This window comes from Sinosporangium album (assembly GCF_900100605.1).
GTDB classification, from domain to species: Bacteria; Actinomycetota; Actinomycetes; order Streptosporangiales; family Streptosporangiaceae; genus Sinosporangium; species Sinosporangium album.
Map to the genome: position 1 here is coordinate 224,551 of NZ_FNCN01000002.1, position 14,808 is coordinate 239,358.

Below are 14,808 nucleotides of genomic sequence, written 5' to 3' on the forward strand. Positions count from 1 at the left end.
AGCCATCCGCGCTGAAAAGGGCTGAGGGGCCGCGTCCCAAGGCGCGGCCCCTCGCGACGACCGTGTGCCACGGTGTACGACTGCCGCATAAGGCTGCCGTGTTCGGCTGCCGTGTGCGAGCGATGGGTGTGTACGGCGGTGCCGTACGTCAGGCCCTCTCGGCCTCGCCCGTGGCCTGCTCCAGGGCCTCCTCGGGCGACTGCTCCAGGTCCTGGTCGGCGGCGGCCTGGGCCGACGCCTTGTCCAGCCGGACCCAGCTTGTCACGCTTTCTACGGCGAACAGGACCAACAGGTAGGCGGTGAGCACGACCAGCACGGGGGTCAGCATGTCGAGTGCGGCGCCCACGCCGATCACGAGCAGCCGTACCTCCCACCCGAGGCCGGCATGGAACACCCACGCGGGCGGCCAGATGCTCTGTCTGGTCCGGTAGACCGTGTCGTACGTGTGGTAGCCCACCACGTAGATCAGCACGAACAGGAGCCACTTGGGGGCGTCCGCGGTCAGGCCCACGAGCAGGATGACAGTGAACTCCGTGGCCCTGATCAGCGGCGGCGTCAGCCAGTCGAAGCGGCCGAGGTGGCTGCGCGGCGCTGTGGGCAGCACCAGCACCACCATGATCAGCACGGGGATGAGCAGGGTGGGTCCGGGTTCGAGCAGGCCGCCGACGGCCACCGCGACGATCGCCAGGAGGGCCGCCATGGTGGCGGGCACCGGGGGGAGTCCCCGTCCCAGCGCGCCGTTGAGCAGCGTGGCCAGCGGGCCGTCGTCGCGGTAGGCGACCAGGCGCGCGGTCTGGATGCGTAGGCGCTCCTCGGCCGGGTCGGGGATCTGACCGGAGACGGCCTGGGGCTGAGTGATCATGCGTACGACCTCTGGGGGCGACCGGAGAGCGAGTGGGAGACCTGCAAGGCGGGTGCAATGCCCACCATGTCATGAAATATGCAAAGGAACACGCGTGATGTACGGCACGGCGCCTGACGAGCGGCTCTCACGCGAGCGACCTCATGAGCCGGCCCGTCAGGGAGTAGACGGCCGCGATGCCACCCCAGATCACCAGCGTGAGGAAGGTCACCCTGGGCTCGAAGAAGGCCGAGGTGATCGCGATGGCGGCGAAGCGCTCGCCGATCGGGAAGACGATCATCTTGCGGGCCCAGTGGACCAGGCGGAAGCGGCCGGCCTTCGTCCACATCTTCAGGAACGCGCGGATGCCGGTGTTGCGGGTCGCTCTGCGGTCCTCAAGGGCCCGGCGCAGCGGCGTGTCGGACTCCGCCGTCAGGGGCAGCGTCGGCAGGGGGGACGGCGGCTTGCGGCGGTTCGCCGCGCCGAAGGAGAAGTCGAGCAGGTGACGGATGGACTGCACGCCGAGGGCGATGAGCGCGAGCGTCCACACGTCGCCGTAGCCGGCGACGACGGACCCCACGGCCAGCCCCGCCATGACCACGTATTCCTTGAACCGGTCGAACGTCGCGTCCAACCAGGCCCCGAGCACGCCGAACTTGCGGGCGTAGCGGGCGACCTGGCCGTCCACGCAGTCGAAGACGAAGGCGAAGTAGATCAGGATCGCACCGGCGATCGCGCCGCCCCGCGTGCCGGTCGCGAAGCAGACGGCCGCCGCCACGCCGAGCGCGATGGAGATCAGGGTGACCTGGTTGGGTGTCAGGCCGCGTCTCGCCGCCCACCGGGCGATGAAGCGTGAGTAGGTGCTCACGAAGTAGGTCGTGAAGAAGCCGTCGGCGCCCTTGACCGCGTTGTTGAGCCGGGCGCGGTCCTCATTGATCTCCAGCATGGCGGTGACCGCCTCGTCGGCCTCCGACTGCGAGTGGAGCCGGGCGTAGAACAGGTCGCGCCGGCCGCGCACGCCGACGGACACGCCGCGCCGTACGAGCCCGAAGACCAGAAGCTGCACGAGGTCGTCGTCGGGGCCGAAGAGGTGGGCCATGTCGGCCATCTCCCGCGCCACCTCGGCGAGGGTCACGGCGTGCTTCTGGTGCAGGTGCAGCGGGCCGAGCAGCACGGCGTTGGGGCGGGTCACCCTGTGGGACGCGGTGCCGACCGACACGATGCGGGAGCGTCCGGCGCGGGCGCGCACCTTCAGCGACTCCAGGACCTGCTCGCCGATCTCCGGCTCGGCCTCCCCGATCGGGATGTGGTCCGGCACCTCCTCGACGCTGTCCTCGTCGGGGCGCGGCATCTTCACGATGAGGGCCTGCGCTCCGCGCTTGGACTTGCTGATCTGGTAGATCAGCTCGTCGTGGATCAGCGCGTTGGTGGGAATGATGAAAAGGTTCTCAGTGCTGTGCTCCACGGCGTCGGCCACGGCGCGGAGGTCACCGGCGAGATCACGGGTCTGGACCACGGTGCCGGGGTGGCCCGCGGCGGAGCGCGTGATCGTGATCGGGTCCGGGTCCAGCGACGCGAGCTGGCTGTGGAGGCGCTCGGTCACCGTGGGCGAGCCGGGCAGCGAAGCCAGCTTGATGCCGGTGGGGGATGAGTGGGGGCCGGGCGATGAGCCCAGCAGGACCACGCGGGTCATGTCACCCTTTCGAGGCGTTTCGGGGCGTATGAGGGGGCGGGTAAACCAGTGGCGCGGCAGAGGTCGCCAGAGGTCCAAAGTCTAATGAGCTTACGGTCAAGCAAGAGCACTGCGGCTTTACCTGTGATTCTTCTGCGACCAGCATCCCTAAAATGGTCGAGTGAGTCTGTACCGGGACGAGGGCATCGTCCTTCGCACCCACAAGCTGGGTGAGGCCGATCGCATCATCACCATCCTCACCAAACGCACTGGCAAGGTGCGCGGGGTGGCGAAAGGGGTGCGTCGCACGACCTCCAAGTTCGGCGCGAGGCTCGAACCCTTCACCCACGTCGACGTGCAGTTCCACACCGGTCGCACCCTCGATGTGATCACGCAGGCCGAGACCATCAGGCCGTACGGCGAGAGCCTCGTCGCCGACTACCCCCGCTACACCGCGGGCAGCGCCATGCTGGAGACCGCCGACCGGCTCACGGTCGCGGAGAAGGAGCCCGCGCTGCGGCAGTTCCTGCTGCTGGTCGGGGGCCTCCGCACGCTCGTGGAGAGGGGCCACGAGGCACGCCTTGTGCTCGACGCCTACTTCCTGCGCTCTCTCGCCGTCGCGGGCTACGCCCCGGCCTTGGAGGCGTGCGCTAAATGTCGGGCTCCTGCCGTACGCGCGTTCGCGATCGTGGAGGGCGGCGTGGTCTGCGGGGCCTGTCGGCCGCCGGGCGCCGCGGTCCCAGCGGGTGAGACCATCGCACTGATGACCGCGCTCATGCGCGGCGACTGGCCGACGGCCGACGCTTCGGAGTCACGTCACCGTTCCGAGTGCAGCGGCCTTGTGGCCGCCTACCTCCAGTGGCACCTGGAGCACGGCATCCGGTCCCTCAAACATGTCGAAAGGGAGCAGGTTCAAGGTGAACGTCCGTCCCCCGTCACCGCATCCGTCGGGAGCGACACCGCCCCCCATCCCGCGTGATCTGATTCCGCGCCACGTGGCGATCGTGATGGACGGCAACGGCAGGTGGGCCAAGTCCCGCGGCCTGCCGCGTGTCGAAGGCCACAAGATGGGCGAGTCTTCGCTCTTCGATGTCATAGAGGGCGCCATCGAGCTCGGCGTGCCGTACCTCTCCGCCTACGCGTTCTCCACCGAGAACTGGAAGCGCTCGCCTGACGAAGTGCGCTTCCTCATGGGATTCAACCGCGACGTCATCCGGCGCCGCCGCGACGAGCTGCACGCCATGGGAGTGCGGGTCCGCTGGGCAGGGCGGCCGGGACGGCTGTGGAAGAGCGTCATCTCCGAGCTCCAAGACGCCGAGGAGATGACCAAGCACAACCGGGGGCTGACCCTCCAGTTCTGCGTCAACTACGGCGGACGTTCGGAGATCGTCGACGCCGCCCTCAAACTCGCCGACGACATCGCCGCGGGGCGCGTGAAGCCCGGCAAGGTCAACGAAAAGCTCTTCTCCCGCTACCTAGACGAGCCCGAGATCCCCGACGTCGACCTCTTCGTCCGCTCCTCCGGCGAGCAGCGCATCTCGAACTTCCTCCTGTGGCAGTCGGCCTATGCAGAGATGGTCTTCCTCGACCGCCTCTGGCCGGACTTCGACAGGCGCGACTTCTGGGAGGCCTGCGAGCTCTACGCCAAACGCGACAGGCGGTACGGCGGAGCCATCCCGAATGAGCTCAAGGTCTGACGCCGGCCCCACGGGGCGGTGCCGTACACCCATTCGCCCACGGCACTGGCCCTCGCCGTCGCGGCACTTGTCACCGTCGCGGGGGCGGGGCTGCTGTGGGCCCGGAGCCACCGCCGGCGCAAGCCCGCGATGTGAGCCCGGAGGGCCTGAGGGGTCAGGCGCGGCGGCGGGCGCGGTAGGCGGCGACGTGCATGCGGTTGCCGCATGTACGGCTGTCGCAGTAGACGCGGGAGCGGTTGCGGGACTCGTCGAAGAAGACGCGGGAGCAGCCGGGCGCGGAGCAGGTGCGGAGGCGTTCGCGTTCGCCGGTGATGAGGAGTTGGGCGAGGGCGACGCCGCAGTCGGCGGCCAGGTGCTCGGCGAGGGAGCTGCCGGGGGCGAAGTAGTGGACGTGGAGTGGGTGCCCGTCGTGCTCGGTGAGTCTCGGGGTGATGCGGGTCTCGCTCAGCAGCGCGTTGAGAAGCACGACGGCGGTGGGCTGGTCGGGGGCCGTGAGGATCTGGTGGAAGTCATCGCGCAAGGTGCGGATCTGGCGGAGTTCGTCGGTGTCCAGGTGGTCGATGCCGCTGATCTGGCGGTGCCGTATGAACTCGGCGAGGTCGGTCAGGTCGCGCAGGGTCTCCTCACCGCCGCTTTCCGCGGAGGTGTTGAGCAGATCCACGACGGTGCCGAGCGAGTGCACCATGTCATGACCGAATGGCATGTTGCCTCCTGATGCGACCTGGTTTGAGCATTCGGACGCGTATCTTCCCACGGGTGTCCCGGTGGGTCCCGTGATCGTTGTGCACCGTGCCGGTCTCCGAGGCGGGGACGCCGGTCATCGCGACCTCGGCGCCGCCGGTCCGCCAAGCGGAGGAGGCCCCGGACACATCCGCGTCGTTCCGACGCGGATGCGCGCTGGGGCCGATGCTGCAAGTGGCGTGGCCTGAGCGGCGAAGGCCGACGCCGATGCCGCTTTAGGAGTCTAGTGGCCGCCTGGGGCGCCGCGGCGTGCTTCGGACTGGATCAGCTCGTCCGGCATTACACGGCCGCCGCCACCGGCGGCGGGCCGGGGGCCGCGGCAGCGGCGCCCGGCCCGGCGTACGGCTCGCGCCGGGCTCAGCGGGACGTGGCCGCGCAGGCGGGGCAGGTGCCGAAGACCTCGACGGTGTGCGTGATGTCGGTGAACCCGTGCTCGGCGCCGACGGCCTCGGCCCAGCGTTCGACGGTGGGACCGGCGACCTCGATGGTGCGGCCGCAACGGCGGCAGACGAGGTGGTGGTGGTGCTGGCTGCTCGCGCAGGCGCGGTAGGCGGCCTCGCCTTCGTCGGTGCGCAGCACGTCGACATGCCCGGCGTCGGCGAGTGCCTGCAGGGCACGGTAAACGGTGGTCAAGCCGATCTTCGCGCCCTCCGCCCGCATCTCAGCGTAAATATCCTGGGCGCTGCGGAAACTTCCGCTGTGGCGGAGGATGTCGTAGACGGCCTCACGGCGGTTGCTCATGGGGTGGACTCCTGGGCTCGGCTTCGCCGTACGAATCTACCGATCCCGAGGGCCAACACGAACCCGGCGAGGGACAGAAGGACGATCGTGGCCCCGGGCGCGACCCCCGCGTAGAACGCCGAACTCAGGCCGCCCACGGTGGCGACCACGCCGAACCCCATGGCGAGCAGCATGGTGGCGAGAAAACTGCGGGAAAGCTGCTGGCTCGTGGCCACCGGCACCACCATCAAGGCGCTCACCATCAGCAGACCGACCACGCGCATGGCGATCACCACGGTCACCGCCGCGGTGACGGCGATCAGCAGGCTGAGGAACCGCACGGGCAGCCCGCTGGTGCGCGCGACGTCCTCGTCCTGGCAGAGCAGGAAGAGCTCGCGGCCGAAGTAGACGACCACGCCGAGAACGGCGACCGCCAGCGCCGCCGTGATCCACACATCCTCCTCCGTCACGCTGCTGATCGAACCGAACAGCGCGGACATGAGGGTGGCGTTGCTTCCGCCGGGCGACAGGCCGATGAGCATGACGCCGCCGGCGATGCCGCCGTAGAACAGCAGCGCGAGGGCGACGTCGCCGCTGGTGCGCCCCCTGGCCCTGACGAGTTCGATGGCCACCGCGCCGAGCACCGACACGATCACCGCGGTGACCACGGGGGTGGTGCCGGTGAGGAAGCCGAGCGCGACGCCGGTGAGGGCGACATGGCCGATGCCGTCGCCGAGCAGCGCCAGTCGGCGCTGAACGATGAACGTGCCGACCGCGGGGGCGGTCAGGCCGACGAGCAGCGCGGCGATCATGGCCCGCTGCATGAAGTCGTAGTTGAGGAGCTCCATCAGGTCCCTGTTCCGAGGGGGCCGGTGCCGAGGCCGATGCCGCCGAGCCCGGCGTGGTCGAGGCCGGACCTGTCGAGGTCGGCCCCCGCGTATTCGTGGCGTCCGCCCGGCCGTACGCTCAAGTCGCCGTCGTGGACGATGACGCCGTTCTTGACGACGATGCTGCGGGTGATGATCGACTCCACCGCGCCGAGTTCGTGGGTCACCAGTACGATCGTCTTGCCCAGGGCCGCCTGCGCGGCGAGCGTGCCGGCGAGGGCGTGCTGGCTTTCGGCGTCGACGCCGGCGGTGGGCTCGTCCATGACGAACAGGTCGGGTTCGCCCGCGAGGGCCCGCGCGATGAGCACCCGCTGCTGCTGCCCGCCCGACAGGGTGCTCACGGGGTCGCCCGCCCGGTGGCTCATCCCGACGGCCGAAAGGGCGGCGTCGATCGCCACCCGGTCGGCCGAGCTCGTGCGGCTCAGCCGCCGCCTGCGCGCCACCCGCCCCGACGACACGACCTCCTTGACCGTGGCGGGCACGCCGCCTCCGACCTGGAGCCGCTGCGGCACGTATCCGACGCGCCACCACTCGCGGAACCGGGACGGCGGCGCGCCGTAGATCAGCGTGCTGCCGGCGGACAGGGGAAGCAGGCCGAGGAGCGCACGGATGAGCGTGGACTTGCCCGATCCGTTGGTGCCGAGAATCGCGACGACCTCGCCCTGAGCGATCGTCACGTCCACGCCGCGCAGAACCGGCCGCCCGTCGAGGACGACGTGGCCGCCGGTCATCGCGAACGCGGTCTCAGACTTCATGTGCACTCCATGGCGGTGCGGAGAGCGGCGAGGTTCTGCCGCATCGCTGAAAGATAGTCGCCCGAAGCGGGTTTGCTCTCCACGGGATCGAGCACGCCCGTCTTGGCGCCGACCTCGCGGGCGAGCACGTCGGCGACCTTGGGGCTGACGAGGGCCTCGGTGAAGATGGTGTTGATCTTCTCGCGCTTGGCGACCTCGGCCACCTGGGCGAGGCGGGCGGGGGAGGGCTCGGAGTCCGGGTCGATGCCGCTGATGCCGACCTGCTCGAACTTGTAGCGGTCGGCGAGGTAGGCGAAGGCCGCGTGCGCGGTGACGATGGTGCGCTTGCCGCAGGTGGCGAGGCCCTTGGTGAACTCCTGGTCCAGTGTGGTCAGCTCCTTGGCGGCCGCGCCGGCCCGCTCGCGGTAGCCCTGCGCGCCCGCAGGGTCGACCTCGGCGAGCTTGTCGCCGAGTTTGACCGCGACCGTGGCGAGGCGGCTGGGGTCGAGCCAGATGTGCGGGTCGTGGCCCTGCTCGCCGTCCGCGGAGTGGTCGTGCCCGTCGCCTTCGGAGTGCCCTTCCTCGGGGTGGGCGTCGTCCCCGTGCGGCTCCACCTCGCCGGAGGTCGCCGGGAGCGTGGTGACGGCGGTGGTCGCGTCGAACCCCCGGCCGTTCGCGTGCTGCTCCACCGCCTCGTCCACGGCGGGCTGGATGCCCTTGACGTAGACCGTGAGCCTGGCCTCGGTGAGCGCGGCGATCTGCTTCGGTGTCAGCTCCACGTCGTGGGGTTCGACGCCGGGGTTCGTGAGCCCCGTGACCTGGGCGGCCGTGCCGCCGACCCGCTCGGTCAGCCACTGAAGCGGATAGAAGGCCGCGAGGATTTCCGGCTTGCCGCCGCTCGCGGCGTTGCCGGTCGAACCCGCGCCGCAGGCGGCGCCGGTGACGGTCAGCAGTGCGGCACCGGTCACCAGGCCGGCTGTGCGGAGAGGGTGGAACTTCATACAGTTAAGTATGGGCAGATTGAAAATGGTTGTCAAAACCATCCAAGGAGTCTGGTAAAGGCAACAAAACGGTCAGCGACCACCAGAACCAGGAACGTCAACAGCACGACCCTCATCAATCTTCCCCAGAGGCGCAGCGACGGCCAGGACAGATAGGCCAGCCACCCCACGAACAAGAGCACCGGAAGGACCGCCAGGCCGCCCCACAAGGACGGTACGGCGAAGCCGACCAGGAGGAGCGCGACCAGGGCCACGGGCAGGATCCAGCGGGGAAGCTGGAACAGGAAGACCAGAGGGGCGGCGCTCCGTCTCTCGACGGCCGCGCGAAGGCCGGTGGCCCCCGGCGTGAAGAAGTGCTCGCCTCGGGGCAGGGGGCGCTGCCGCGGGCGGGGCCCGCCCGCGCCCGGTCGCCCTCGCCCTCCCGGCCGGCCCGACGGCCGCCTGGCCATCGGGTGCCGACCGGCTCCGCCGCTGTCACCTGGCTTCGCGTTGCTGGCCACGGGCTGAGCCTAGCCGCGCGAAGGCCGATCGGCCACGAGGACGCGGGGCCCGCGGGAGTCGGCCCGTACGGCGAAGCCGGGCACGCCCGCGGGGGCAGGGGACGCGGTCGCGCGCGGCAGGTGGCGCGCGGCAGGGTGCGCGCGGCGGGTGGCGCGGGGGCTGATGGCGCGGGGGCTGGTGGCGCGGGGCGGGTGCCGTACCTACACTTGGCCGTGGCGAGCTCTCGCGCCGAACCGTCTTCAGCGGGCACCCACGCTGCCCGCCGTCCAGGACGGCAAAGGGGACACATGTGCCTTGAGAGCGCGGTTGGGTCACGCGCGAAAGACCATTGAGCGGCGGCCGGATCCGCGGGCGTGGGCCGCTGCCCCGTGCGCGCCGCGATGGAGCACACCGTGATGACCAGCAGAAAGCAGTTCAAGGCCCGCGTCAGGCAGCGCATGGCGAAGACCGGTGAGAGCTACACCGTGGCCCTCCGGCATTTCGTCCGGCATCCCGAGGCCCTCCACGACCCGCGCCCCGAGCCCTCCGAGACGGTCTCCGAGACGGTCTCCGAGACGGCCGGGACCGCCCGCGGTTCTGCGGCCGAGCTCCTCGCCGACCACGGCTGGCGCTTCCTGGGCGGGCGCCACTCCCACAGCGCCTCGGTCACCTCGGTCCTGGTGAACGCGGGGGTTCAGGTGAGTGAGGCGGCCGTGTTCCTGGCGGGCGGGGGCATTGGGGCGGGTTACATCCTGTGGGAGTTCAAAGAGCACGACAGCCGGCATCTGGTCCTCGGCTTCCGCAACCGATGGCAGTATCACGACTCGTTCCTCGACAAGGCGCTGGGCAGGCTCGGCGTCCCGAGCCGCACCCACCGCACCGGAGGGGCGAAGTCGGCGGCGGCGGTGCTCGCGGCCGAGCTGGACGGCGGGCACCCGTGCGTGGTGCTGCCCGACCGCTACCAGATCGGATATTGGGGCCTTCCCGCGCATCTCGACGGCCACGGCGGGCATCCGGTCGTCGCCTACCGGCGCGACGCGAGCGGGGTGTTCGTCGACGACCGGGGTCTTGTGCCCGTCCACGTGCCGCAGGAGCGGATGGACGCGGCCCGCGCCCGCGTCGGCTCCTACAAGAACATCTCGCATGTTCTCGAACCCGTCCCCATCGGGGAGGAACGCCTGGCCGCCGCCGTGCTCGACGGGTTGCGGGACTGCGCGGAGCACCTGTCGGGGTCCTCGGACTCGTTCGCCCTGCCCGCCTGGCGCAAGTGGGCGAGGATGACGGGCGACCGGCGGAACGCCAAGGGCTGGCCGAAGGTCTTCGCGGGAGGCCGGGGGCTCGCGGGGGCGCTGCTGTCGATCTGGGAGGCCGCGGGGCCCGACGGCATGGACGGCGGCGACCTGCGCGACCTGTTCGCCGACGGCCTTGCCGAGGCGGCGGCGCTGCTCGATCGGCCCAGGCTGGAGCGGTTGGCAGCGGGTTTCCGTGAGATTCACGATATGTGGGGCGAGCTCGCCGACGCCGCCTTCCCGGCGGACATACCGGACTACGCGCGCATGCGCGAGTTGACCGCTTCGGTGCGCCTTGCCGTACTCACCGAGGGCGCCATCGACCTGGACGCCGCGGCGGAGCTGTGGCGGCTGCGCGGCGCCGCCGACGCCGCGCCGCCGCCGTTCGACCAAGAGGAGCACTGCGCTGCGCTCGGCAGGGGGCTGGCCGCGATCCACGAGGCCGAGACCGCCGCCGTGGCGGCCCTCCGTACGGCCCTGGCCGACTGACGCCTCCACCTCCAAGACGGCCCTTACGGTGGTAGGAGCCGTAAGGGCTGATCGATGCCCTGAGACGGATACTCGCTCGTGGAGCGGCATCCGATTGAGGCGAGCACTCCTCATGTGAATCTCGAGGTACGTCTTTGCCGATCCTGCCCGCTGGTCCTGGGTGGGACCTCGGTAGTGTGATGTAGCCTGTGATGTGAGTCCTCTTTGGAGAGTGTCTGATGTTTGATTTCCTCCCTGCTGCAGAGGTCATGGTCTTGCGTCGGGCTCCTCTTCGGCAGGTCATTGCCCAGGTCCGCTTTGAGAGTCAGAGCGCTCTTGGCACGCATCAGGGGGCAGCACGTGTCCATGAGGTTCTTGTCGACGACTATCCACGCATGCTGACCGAGCAGCAGCAGGTTTTCACCATGACCTCTGCCGGCGGGGTGTCGACAGTGACACATCCACAGTTCCGCCTCACCGACCTAGAGCAATCATGGTCAGTGGTCATGGGCTCTGAACATGTGACATTGGAGACGAACGCATATTCATCGTGGACTGTACTAAGGGAGCGCCTCGAAGCGGCGCTGGCCGCCGTGGGCAGTATCACGAAGTTGCGCATCCGTGAACGGATCGGGCTTCGCTATGTAAACCACGTTGCATCCGACGCGAACGGGATGCTTACGGATCGCATTAGACCTGAGCTCCTGGGGCCTGCGTCCGAACCCGCGTGGAAGCAGGGCGTGGATACGATGATCAGCCAGGTCGTGGCCACGGACGGTACGGCCCAGTTGCTCCTCCGCTATGGGCTTGCCGATGAGCAGTCTCATGGTCGAGTAGGTTTTTTCATTGACATCGACTCCGTCGACAGTGCGCCTGTCGGATTCTCCATGTCGGATACCATGAGTTACTTCGACCGGTTGAACGACGTCGGTTATCGCTGCTTTTGCTGGTGTGTTCCAGAAGCACATCGGAAGCAGTTGACCACGGGTGACGGCGGTTGAGGCCCGACTGACTGGGAGGCACGGTGTCTGGAGAATCGTTCGACCCCGGTGCATCACTCATGACGGGCACCGGCTACGACATCGATCGTTTCGCGCAGCGGTTCTCAACCGGCCTGCTCAGCGGCACAGGCACGGGGGAGCCTGCCGGTCAAGACATCACCCTCGTTGTCCGGGGAAGTGCTGAGGCGGCCAACCCTGAAGACCTGGCGCGCATCCTGGATGTCTTGCGGAGCATCACCCTCCACCCCGCGGGCGACACGGCCGCGCTCACGAGGTGGGCACGGGTTCTGGGGCAGCTCGCGAATTTGCGGCTGGCCTCGGTGGGGCATGTGTTTGAGATCGAGGAGATCTCGCGGGGGGGTGCCCAACCGGAGGAGATTCGGTCTGAGCGCTCAGACAGCACGCGGCCCGTGGAGCAGGTCCACTCCCGGCTCGCCCGAGAGTTGCGTGAATGCACAGGTCTTGGTGCTCGCGTCCTGGGAGAGACGCTTGGCGTGAGCCGCGAGCAATACTCTCGATGGATCAGCGGACATGCGATCAGCGACCTCCGTCACGGCCAGCTCAACTATCTGCACACCCTGATAACCGACTTGGTGCGAAAGCTGGGGCTTCCGGCGGCGAAGGTGTGGCTGAACACACCCATCGGCGGAGTGACGCCTGTTGAGTTGATGACCAGGCGTCGTCTGGACCTGCTTCACCGTGCGATCGTCCAGGTTCCAGATGTTGACCCCGTCGTTGACGGGGTCAACGTGGCGCTGGCGGTGGAAGAGGACAACGATCTGTTCGAGGGCGATACCGACGAGGACGCTTGGAATCCCTACGACTCAGTGGGTGGGCCCGCAGGGTCGGCGGAGAAGGCTTGATCTTCCGCTCATGAGAATCCCTTCCCCCGCAGACGACGACACGCATTGGCTTGAGGCCGACCGGCTTTACTTTCAGCGCGGCTCACTGTGTGAGATCGACAGGCCGGTCTTCCAAGTGGACTGACGGGTGTGCTCCGCCGTCCCCGATGGCGGAAGCCGTACGGGCTCGCGGTTTCGGCCGTGTGTGCTGTGCGGGCGCTGTGCGTGTGCGGAGACACTGGTCGGCCGTTGTTCTGCGTCGAAGAACAGCCGCTGGGGGACCCGCGGGTTGACCCTGCCGGTTGGGGTGCGGCGGAGAGCGGCGTCCGCGTCGTGAAGGCGGCCTCGGCGTCCGGGGCGGGCCTCGGGGGTGCCATGCTGGTCGGATGCTCGCAGTCATCCGCTATTCCGTGCCCGGCCCGCAGAGCGAGGAGTTCGCGGGGCAGGCGCGCGAGATCCTGGACACGTTCGCCGCCCAGCCGGGGTTCCTGACCGGCCAGCTCTCCCGTTCGGTCGACGAGGAGGAGTTGTGGGTGCTGGTGACCGAATGGGAGGGGGCGGGGTTCTACCGCCGCGCCCTGTCGGCCGCACGACTGGTGATGTATCCACTCATGACGCTCATGATCAACGAGCCGAGCGCCTTCGAGCCCTGTTATCGGAGCGAGCGGGACGGTGCGTCCCCTAAGCTTGGGTGAAATCGAGCAGGTGAAGCCCCCACTCGATCTCTCTTGTCACCAACGCCGACACCCAGCCGGACGGAGTTCCACACATGGCACGTCGCAACGACGTCATGGAGACCATTGTCAGCCTCGCCAAGCGCCGCGGTCTTGTCTACCCGTCGAGCGAGATCTACGGAGGGCTGCGGGCTTCCTGGGACTACGGGCCCCTCGGTGTCGAGCTGAAGAACAACGTCAAGCGGGAGTGGTGGAAGGCCGTCGTCCAGGCCCGTGAGGACGTCGTCGGCCTCGACTCGTGTGTGATCCTCGCCCGCGAGGTGTGGGAGGCGAGCGGCCACGTCCAGGAGTTCGTGGACCCGCTGACCGAGTGCCAGTCGTGTCACAAGCGCTACCGCGCCGACCACCTCGTCGAGGCATACGAGGAGAAGCACGGCAAGGCTCCCGAGCACGGGCTGGCCGACCTGACCTGCCCCAACTGCGGCAACAAGGGCGTCTTCACCGAGCCCAAGATGTTCAACGGCCTGCTCAAGACCTTCCTCGGCCCCGTGGAGGACGAGTCGGGCCTCGCCTACCTGCGGCCCGAGACCGCGCAGGGCATCTTCATCAACTATCTCAACGTCCAGCAGTCCTCCCGCAGGAAGATCCCGTTCGGCATCGGCCAGGTCGGCAAGTCGTTCCGCAACGAGATCACTCCGGGCAACTTCATCTTCCGCACCCGCGAGTTCGAGCAGATGGAGATGGAGTTCTTCGTCAAGCCCGGCACGGATGAGGAGTGGCACCAATACTGGATCGACCAGCGCCTGGGGTGGTATGTCGATCTGGGCATCACCCGCGACAACCTCCGGCTCTACGAGCACCCGCAGGAGAAGCTGTCGCACTACAGCAAGCGCACCGTCGACATCGAGTACCGCTTCAACTTCACCGGGTCGGAGTGGGGCGAGCTCGAGGGCATCGCCAACCGCACCGACTTCGACCTGACGACGCACTCCAAGCACTCCGGTGCGGACCTGTCCTTCTTCGAGCAGGACAGCGGCGAGCGCTACGTGCCTTACGTCATCGAGCCCGCGGCCGGCGTGGATCGATGCACGCTGACCTTCATGATCGACGCCTATGCCGAGGACGAGGCGCCCAACGCCAAGGGCGTCATGGAGACCCGCAAGGTGATGCGCCTCGACCACAGGCTCGCCCCGGTCAAGGTGGCGGTGCTGCCGCTGTCGCGCAACGCCGACCTGTCGCCCAAGGCGCGTGACCTCGCCACGCAGCTCCGCCGCCGGTGGAATGTCGAGTTCGACGACGCGGGGGCGATCGGCCGCCGCTACCGCCGCCAGGACGAGATCGGCACGCCGTTCTGCGTCACGATCGACTTCGACTCCCTCACCGACCACGCCGTGACGGTGCGCGAGCGCGACACGATGTCTCAGGAGCGGATCTCGCTCGACCAGGTCGAGTCCTACCTCCGGTCGCACCTCAACGACTGAGACTGACCGAAACGACTGAGACTGACCGAAACACTGGGACGACCGTAACGACGGAGACTCCGATCGGACCCGGCTTCGGAGGGGCCCGCGCCACGCCCGGCGCGGGCCCTTTTCGCGTTTCGAGGACGCCGGGGAATGGCGGAAATGGGTTGGAGGACTGGTTTACACCAATTGGTATATACCAGTACAGGAGATCGGAAATTTGCCGGATCTTGAATTGGATTAGACCTGTCTTGGGGTATCTACCTGCACAGATGTCGCATGCGCCATAGGGTGACGT

The 14,808-nt window shown here is 68.5% G+C and carries 15 protein-coding genes; 7 read left to right on the top strand and 8 right to left on the bottom strand.

Annotated features, from left to right (window positions below; genetic code table 11):
- Positions 1 to 148 precede the first annotated feature (148 nt).
- Together BLQ73_RS02720 and BLQ73_RS02725 are read right to left on the bottom strand one after the other, a co-directional pair.
- Positions 149 to 862, bottom strand: a complete 714-nt coding sequence (locus BLQ73_RS02720; protein ID WP_093167886.1) for a DUF5941 domain-containing protein — start codon at positions 860 to 862, stop codon at positions 149 to 151.
- Between the two features lie 127 nt (positions 863 to 989).
- A complete protein-coding gene (locus BLQ73_RS02725; RefSeq protein ID WP_093167888.1) occupies positions 990 to 2,534 on the bottom strand; it encodes a CDP-alcohol phosphatidyltransferase family protein in 1,545 nt (514 codons plus the stop codon).
- A 160-nt stretch (positions 2,535 to 2,694) separates the two neighbouring features.
- On the opposite strand from BLQ73_RS02725, the gene recO reads away from it, so the two are divergent.
- The gene (recO, locus tag BLQ73_RS02730; protein WP_093168171.1) at positions 2,695 to 3,492 is read left to right on the top strand and encodes a DNA repair protein RecO; all 798 of its coding nucleotides are present in this window, start codon (positions 2,695 to 2,697) and stop codon (positions 3,490 to 3,492) included.
- The gene (locus BLQ73_RS02735) at positions 3,407 to 4,210 is read left to right on the top strand and encodes an isoprenyl transferase (RefSeq protein WP_093167890.1); all 804 of its coding nucleotides are present in this window, start codon (positions 3,407 to 3,409) and stop codon (positions 4,208 to 4,210) included. Before recO ends, BLQ73_RS02735 begins: the two co-directional genes overlap by 86 nt.
- Positions 4,211 to 4,364: 154 nt before the next feature.
- On the opposite strand, the gene BLQ73_RS02740 is transcribed toward BLQ73_RS02735, so the two are convergent.
- The 6 genes from BLQ73_RS02740 to BLQ73_RS02765 form a co-directional block, all read right to left on the bottom strand.
- Positions 4,365 to 4,913 (bottom strand): CGNR zinc finger domain-containing protein, encoded by a 549-nt coding sequence (locus BLQ73_RS02740; RefSeq protein ID WP_093167892.1) that lies wholly within the window; start codon positions 4,911 to 4,913, stop codon positions 4,365 to 4,367.
- 395 nt (positions 4,914 to 5,308) lie between these two features.
- The gene (locus BLQ73_RS02745; protein ID WP_093167894.1) at positions 5,309 to 5,692 is read right to left on the bottom strand and encodes a Fur family transcriptional regulator; all 384 of its coding nucleotides are present in this window, start codon (positions 5,690 to 5,692) and stop codon (positions 5,309 to 5,311) included.
- On the bottom strand, positions 5,689 to 6,522 hold the full coding sequence (locus BLQ73_RS02750; RefSeq protein WP_093168173.1) for a metal ABC transporter permease: 834 nt from the start codon (positions 6,520 to 6,522) through the stop codon (positions 5,689 to 5,691). The genes BLQ73_RS02745 and BLQ73_RS02750 overlap by 4 nt, the downstream gene beginning before the upstream one ends.
- Positions 6,519 to 7,313, bottom strand: a complete 795-nt coding sequence (locus BLQ73_RS02755; protein WP_338056587.1) for a metal ABC transporter ATP-binding protein — start codon at positions 7,311 to 7,313, stop codon at positions 6,519 to 6,521. The genes BLQ73_RS02750 and BLQ73_RS02755 overlap by 4 nt, the downstream gene beginning before the upstream one ends.
- A complete protein-coding gene (locus BLQ73_RS02760; RefSeq protein ID WP_093167896.1) occupies positions 7,310 to 8,293 on the bottom strand; it encodes a metal ABC transporter substrate-binding protein in 984 nt (327 codons plus the stop codon). The genes BLQ73_RS02755 and BLQ73_RS02760 overlap by 4 nt, the downstream gene beginning before the upstream one ends.
- A gap of 32 nt (positions 8,294 to 8,325) precedes the next feature.
- The gene (locus BLQ73_RS02765; RefSeq protein ID WP_245690740.1) at positions 8,326 to 8,793 is read right to left on the bottom strand and encodes a DUF6703 family protein; all 468 of its coding nucleotides are present in this window, start codon (positions 8,791 to 8,793) and stop codon (positions 8,326 to 8,328) included.
- Between the two features lie 396 nt (positions 8,794 to 9,189).
- On the opposite strand from BLQ73_RS02765, the gene BLQ73_RS02770 reads away from it, so the two are divergent.
- From BLQ73_RS02770 to BLQ73_RS02790, 5 genes are all read left to right on the top strand, one after another.
- Complete coding sequence (locus tag BLQ73_RS02770) at positions 9,190 to 10,551, top strand: BtrH N-terminal domain-containing protein (RefSeq protein WP_245690764.1); 1,362 nt, start codon at positions 9,190 to 9,192, stop codon at positions 10,549 to 10,551.
- 218 nt (positions 10,552 to 10,769) lie between these two features.
- A complete protein-coding gene (locus tag BLQ73_RS02775; RefSeq protein WP_093167899.1) occupies positions 10,770 to 11,531 on the top strand; it encodes a TIGR04255 family protein in 762 nt (253 codons plus the stop codon).
- Positions 11,532 to 11,554: 23 nt separating this feature from the next.
- Entirely contained in the window at positions 11,555 to 12,394 is an 840-nt protein-coding gene (locus tag BLQ73_RS02780) for a hypothetical protein (RefSeq protein WP_143020093.1), read from the top strand.
- Positions 12,395 to 12,759: 365 nt separating this feature from the next.
- Positions 12,760 to 13,068, top strand: a complete 309-nt coding sequence (locus BLQ73_RS02785; RefSeq protein WP_093167903.1) for an antibiotic biosynthesis monooxygenase family protein — start codon at positions 12,760 to 12,762, stop codon at positions 13,066 to 13,068.
- A 95-nt stretch (positions 13,069 to 13,163) separates the two neighbouring features.
- Complete coding sequence (locus BLQ73_RS02790) at positions 13,164 to 14,528, top strand: glycine--tRNA ligase (RefSeq protein ID WP_420819988.1); 1,365 nt, start codon at positions 13,164 to 13,166, stop codon at positions 14,526 to 14,528.
- Positions 14,529 to 14,808 lie beyond the last annotated feature (280 nt).

Excerpts from the sequence above, each read along its gene's own strand:
- BLQ73_RS02720 (WP_093167886.1), bottom strand. The coding sequence starts at position 862 with ATGATCACTCAGCCCCAGGCCGTCTCCGGTCAGATCCCCGACCCGGCC.
- BLQ73_RS02725 (WP_093167888.1), bottom strand. The coding sequence starts at position 2,534 with ATGACCCGCGTGGTCCTGCTGGGCTCATCGCCCGGCCCCCACTCATCC.
- BLQ73_RS02735 (WP_093167890.1), top strand. The coding sequence starts at position 3,407 with ATGTCGAAAGGGAGCAGGTTCAAGGTGAACGTCCGTCCCCCGTCACCG.
- BLQ73_RS02740 (WP_093167892.1), bottom strand. The coding sequence starts at position 4,913 with ATGCCATTCGGTCATGACATGGTGCACTCGCTCGGCACCGTCGTGGAT.
- BLQ73_RS02745 (WP_093167894.1), bottom strand. The coding sequence starts at position 5,692 with ATGAGCAACCGCCGTGAGGCCGTCTACGACATCCTCCGCCACAGCGGA.
- BLQ73_RS02755 (WP_338056587.1), bottom strand. The coding sequence starts at position 7,313 with ATGAAGTCTGAGACCGCGTTCGCGATGACCGGCGGCCACGTCGTCCTC.
- BLQ73_RS02760 (WP_093167896.1), bottom strand. The coding sequence starts at position 8,293 with ATGAAGTTCCACCCTCTCCGCACAGCCGGCCTGGTGACCGGTGCCGCA.
- BLQ73_RS02770 (WP_245690764.1), top strand. The coding sequence starts at position 9,190 with ATGACCAGCAGAAAGCAGTTCAAGGCCCGCGTCAGGCAGCGCATGGCG.
- BLQ73_RS02775 (WP_093167899.1), top strand. The coding sequence starts at position 10,770 with ATGTTTGATTTCCTCCCTGCTGCAGAGGTCATGGTCTTGCGTCGGGCT.
- BLQ73_RS02785 (WP_093167903.1), top strand. The coding sequence starts at position 12,760 with ATGCTCGCAGTCATCCGCTATTCCGTGCCCGGCCCGCAGAGCGAGGAG.
- BLQ73_RS02790 (WP_420819988.1), top strand. The coding sequence starts at position 13,164 with ATGGAGACCATTGTCAGCCTCGCCAAGCGCCGCGGTCTTGTCTACCCG.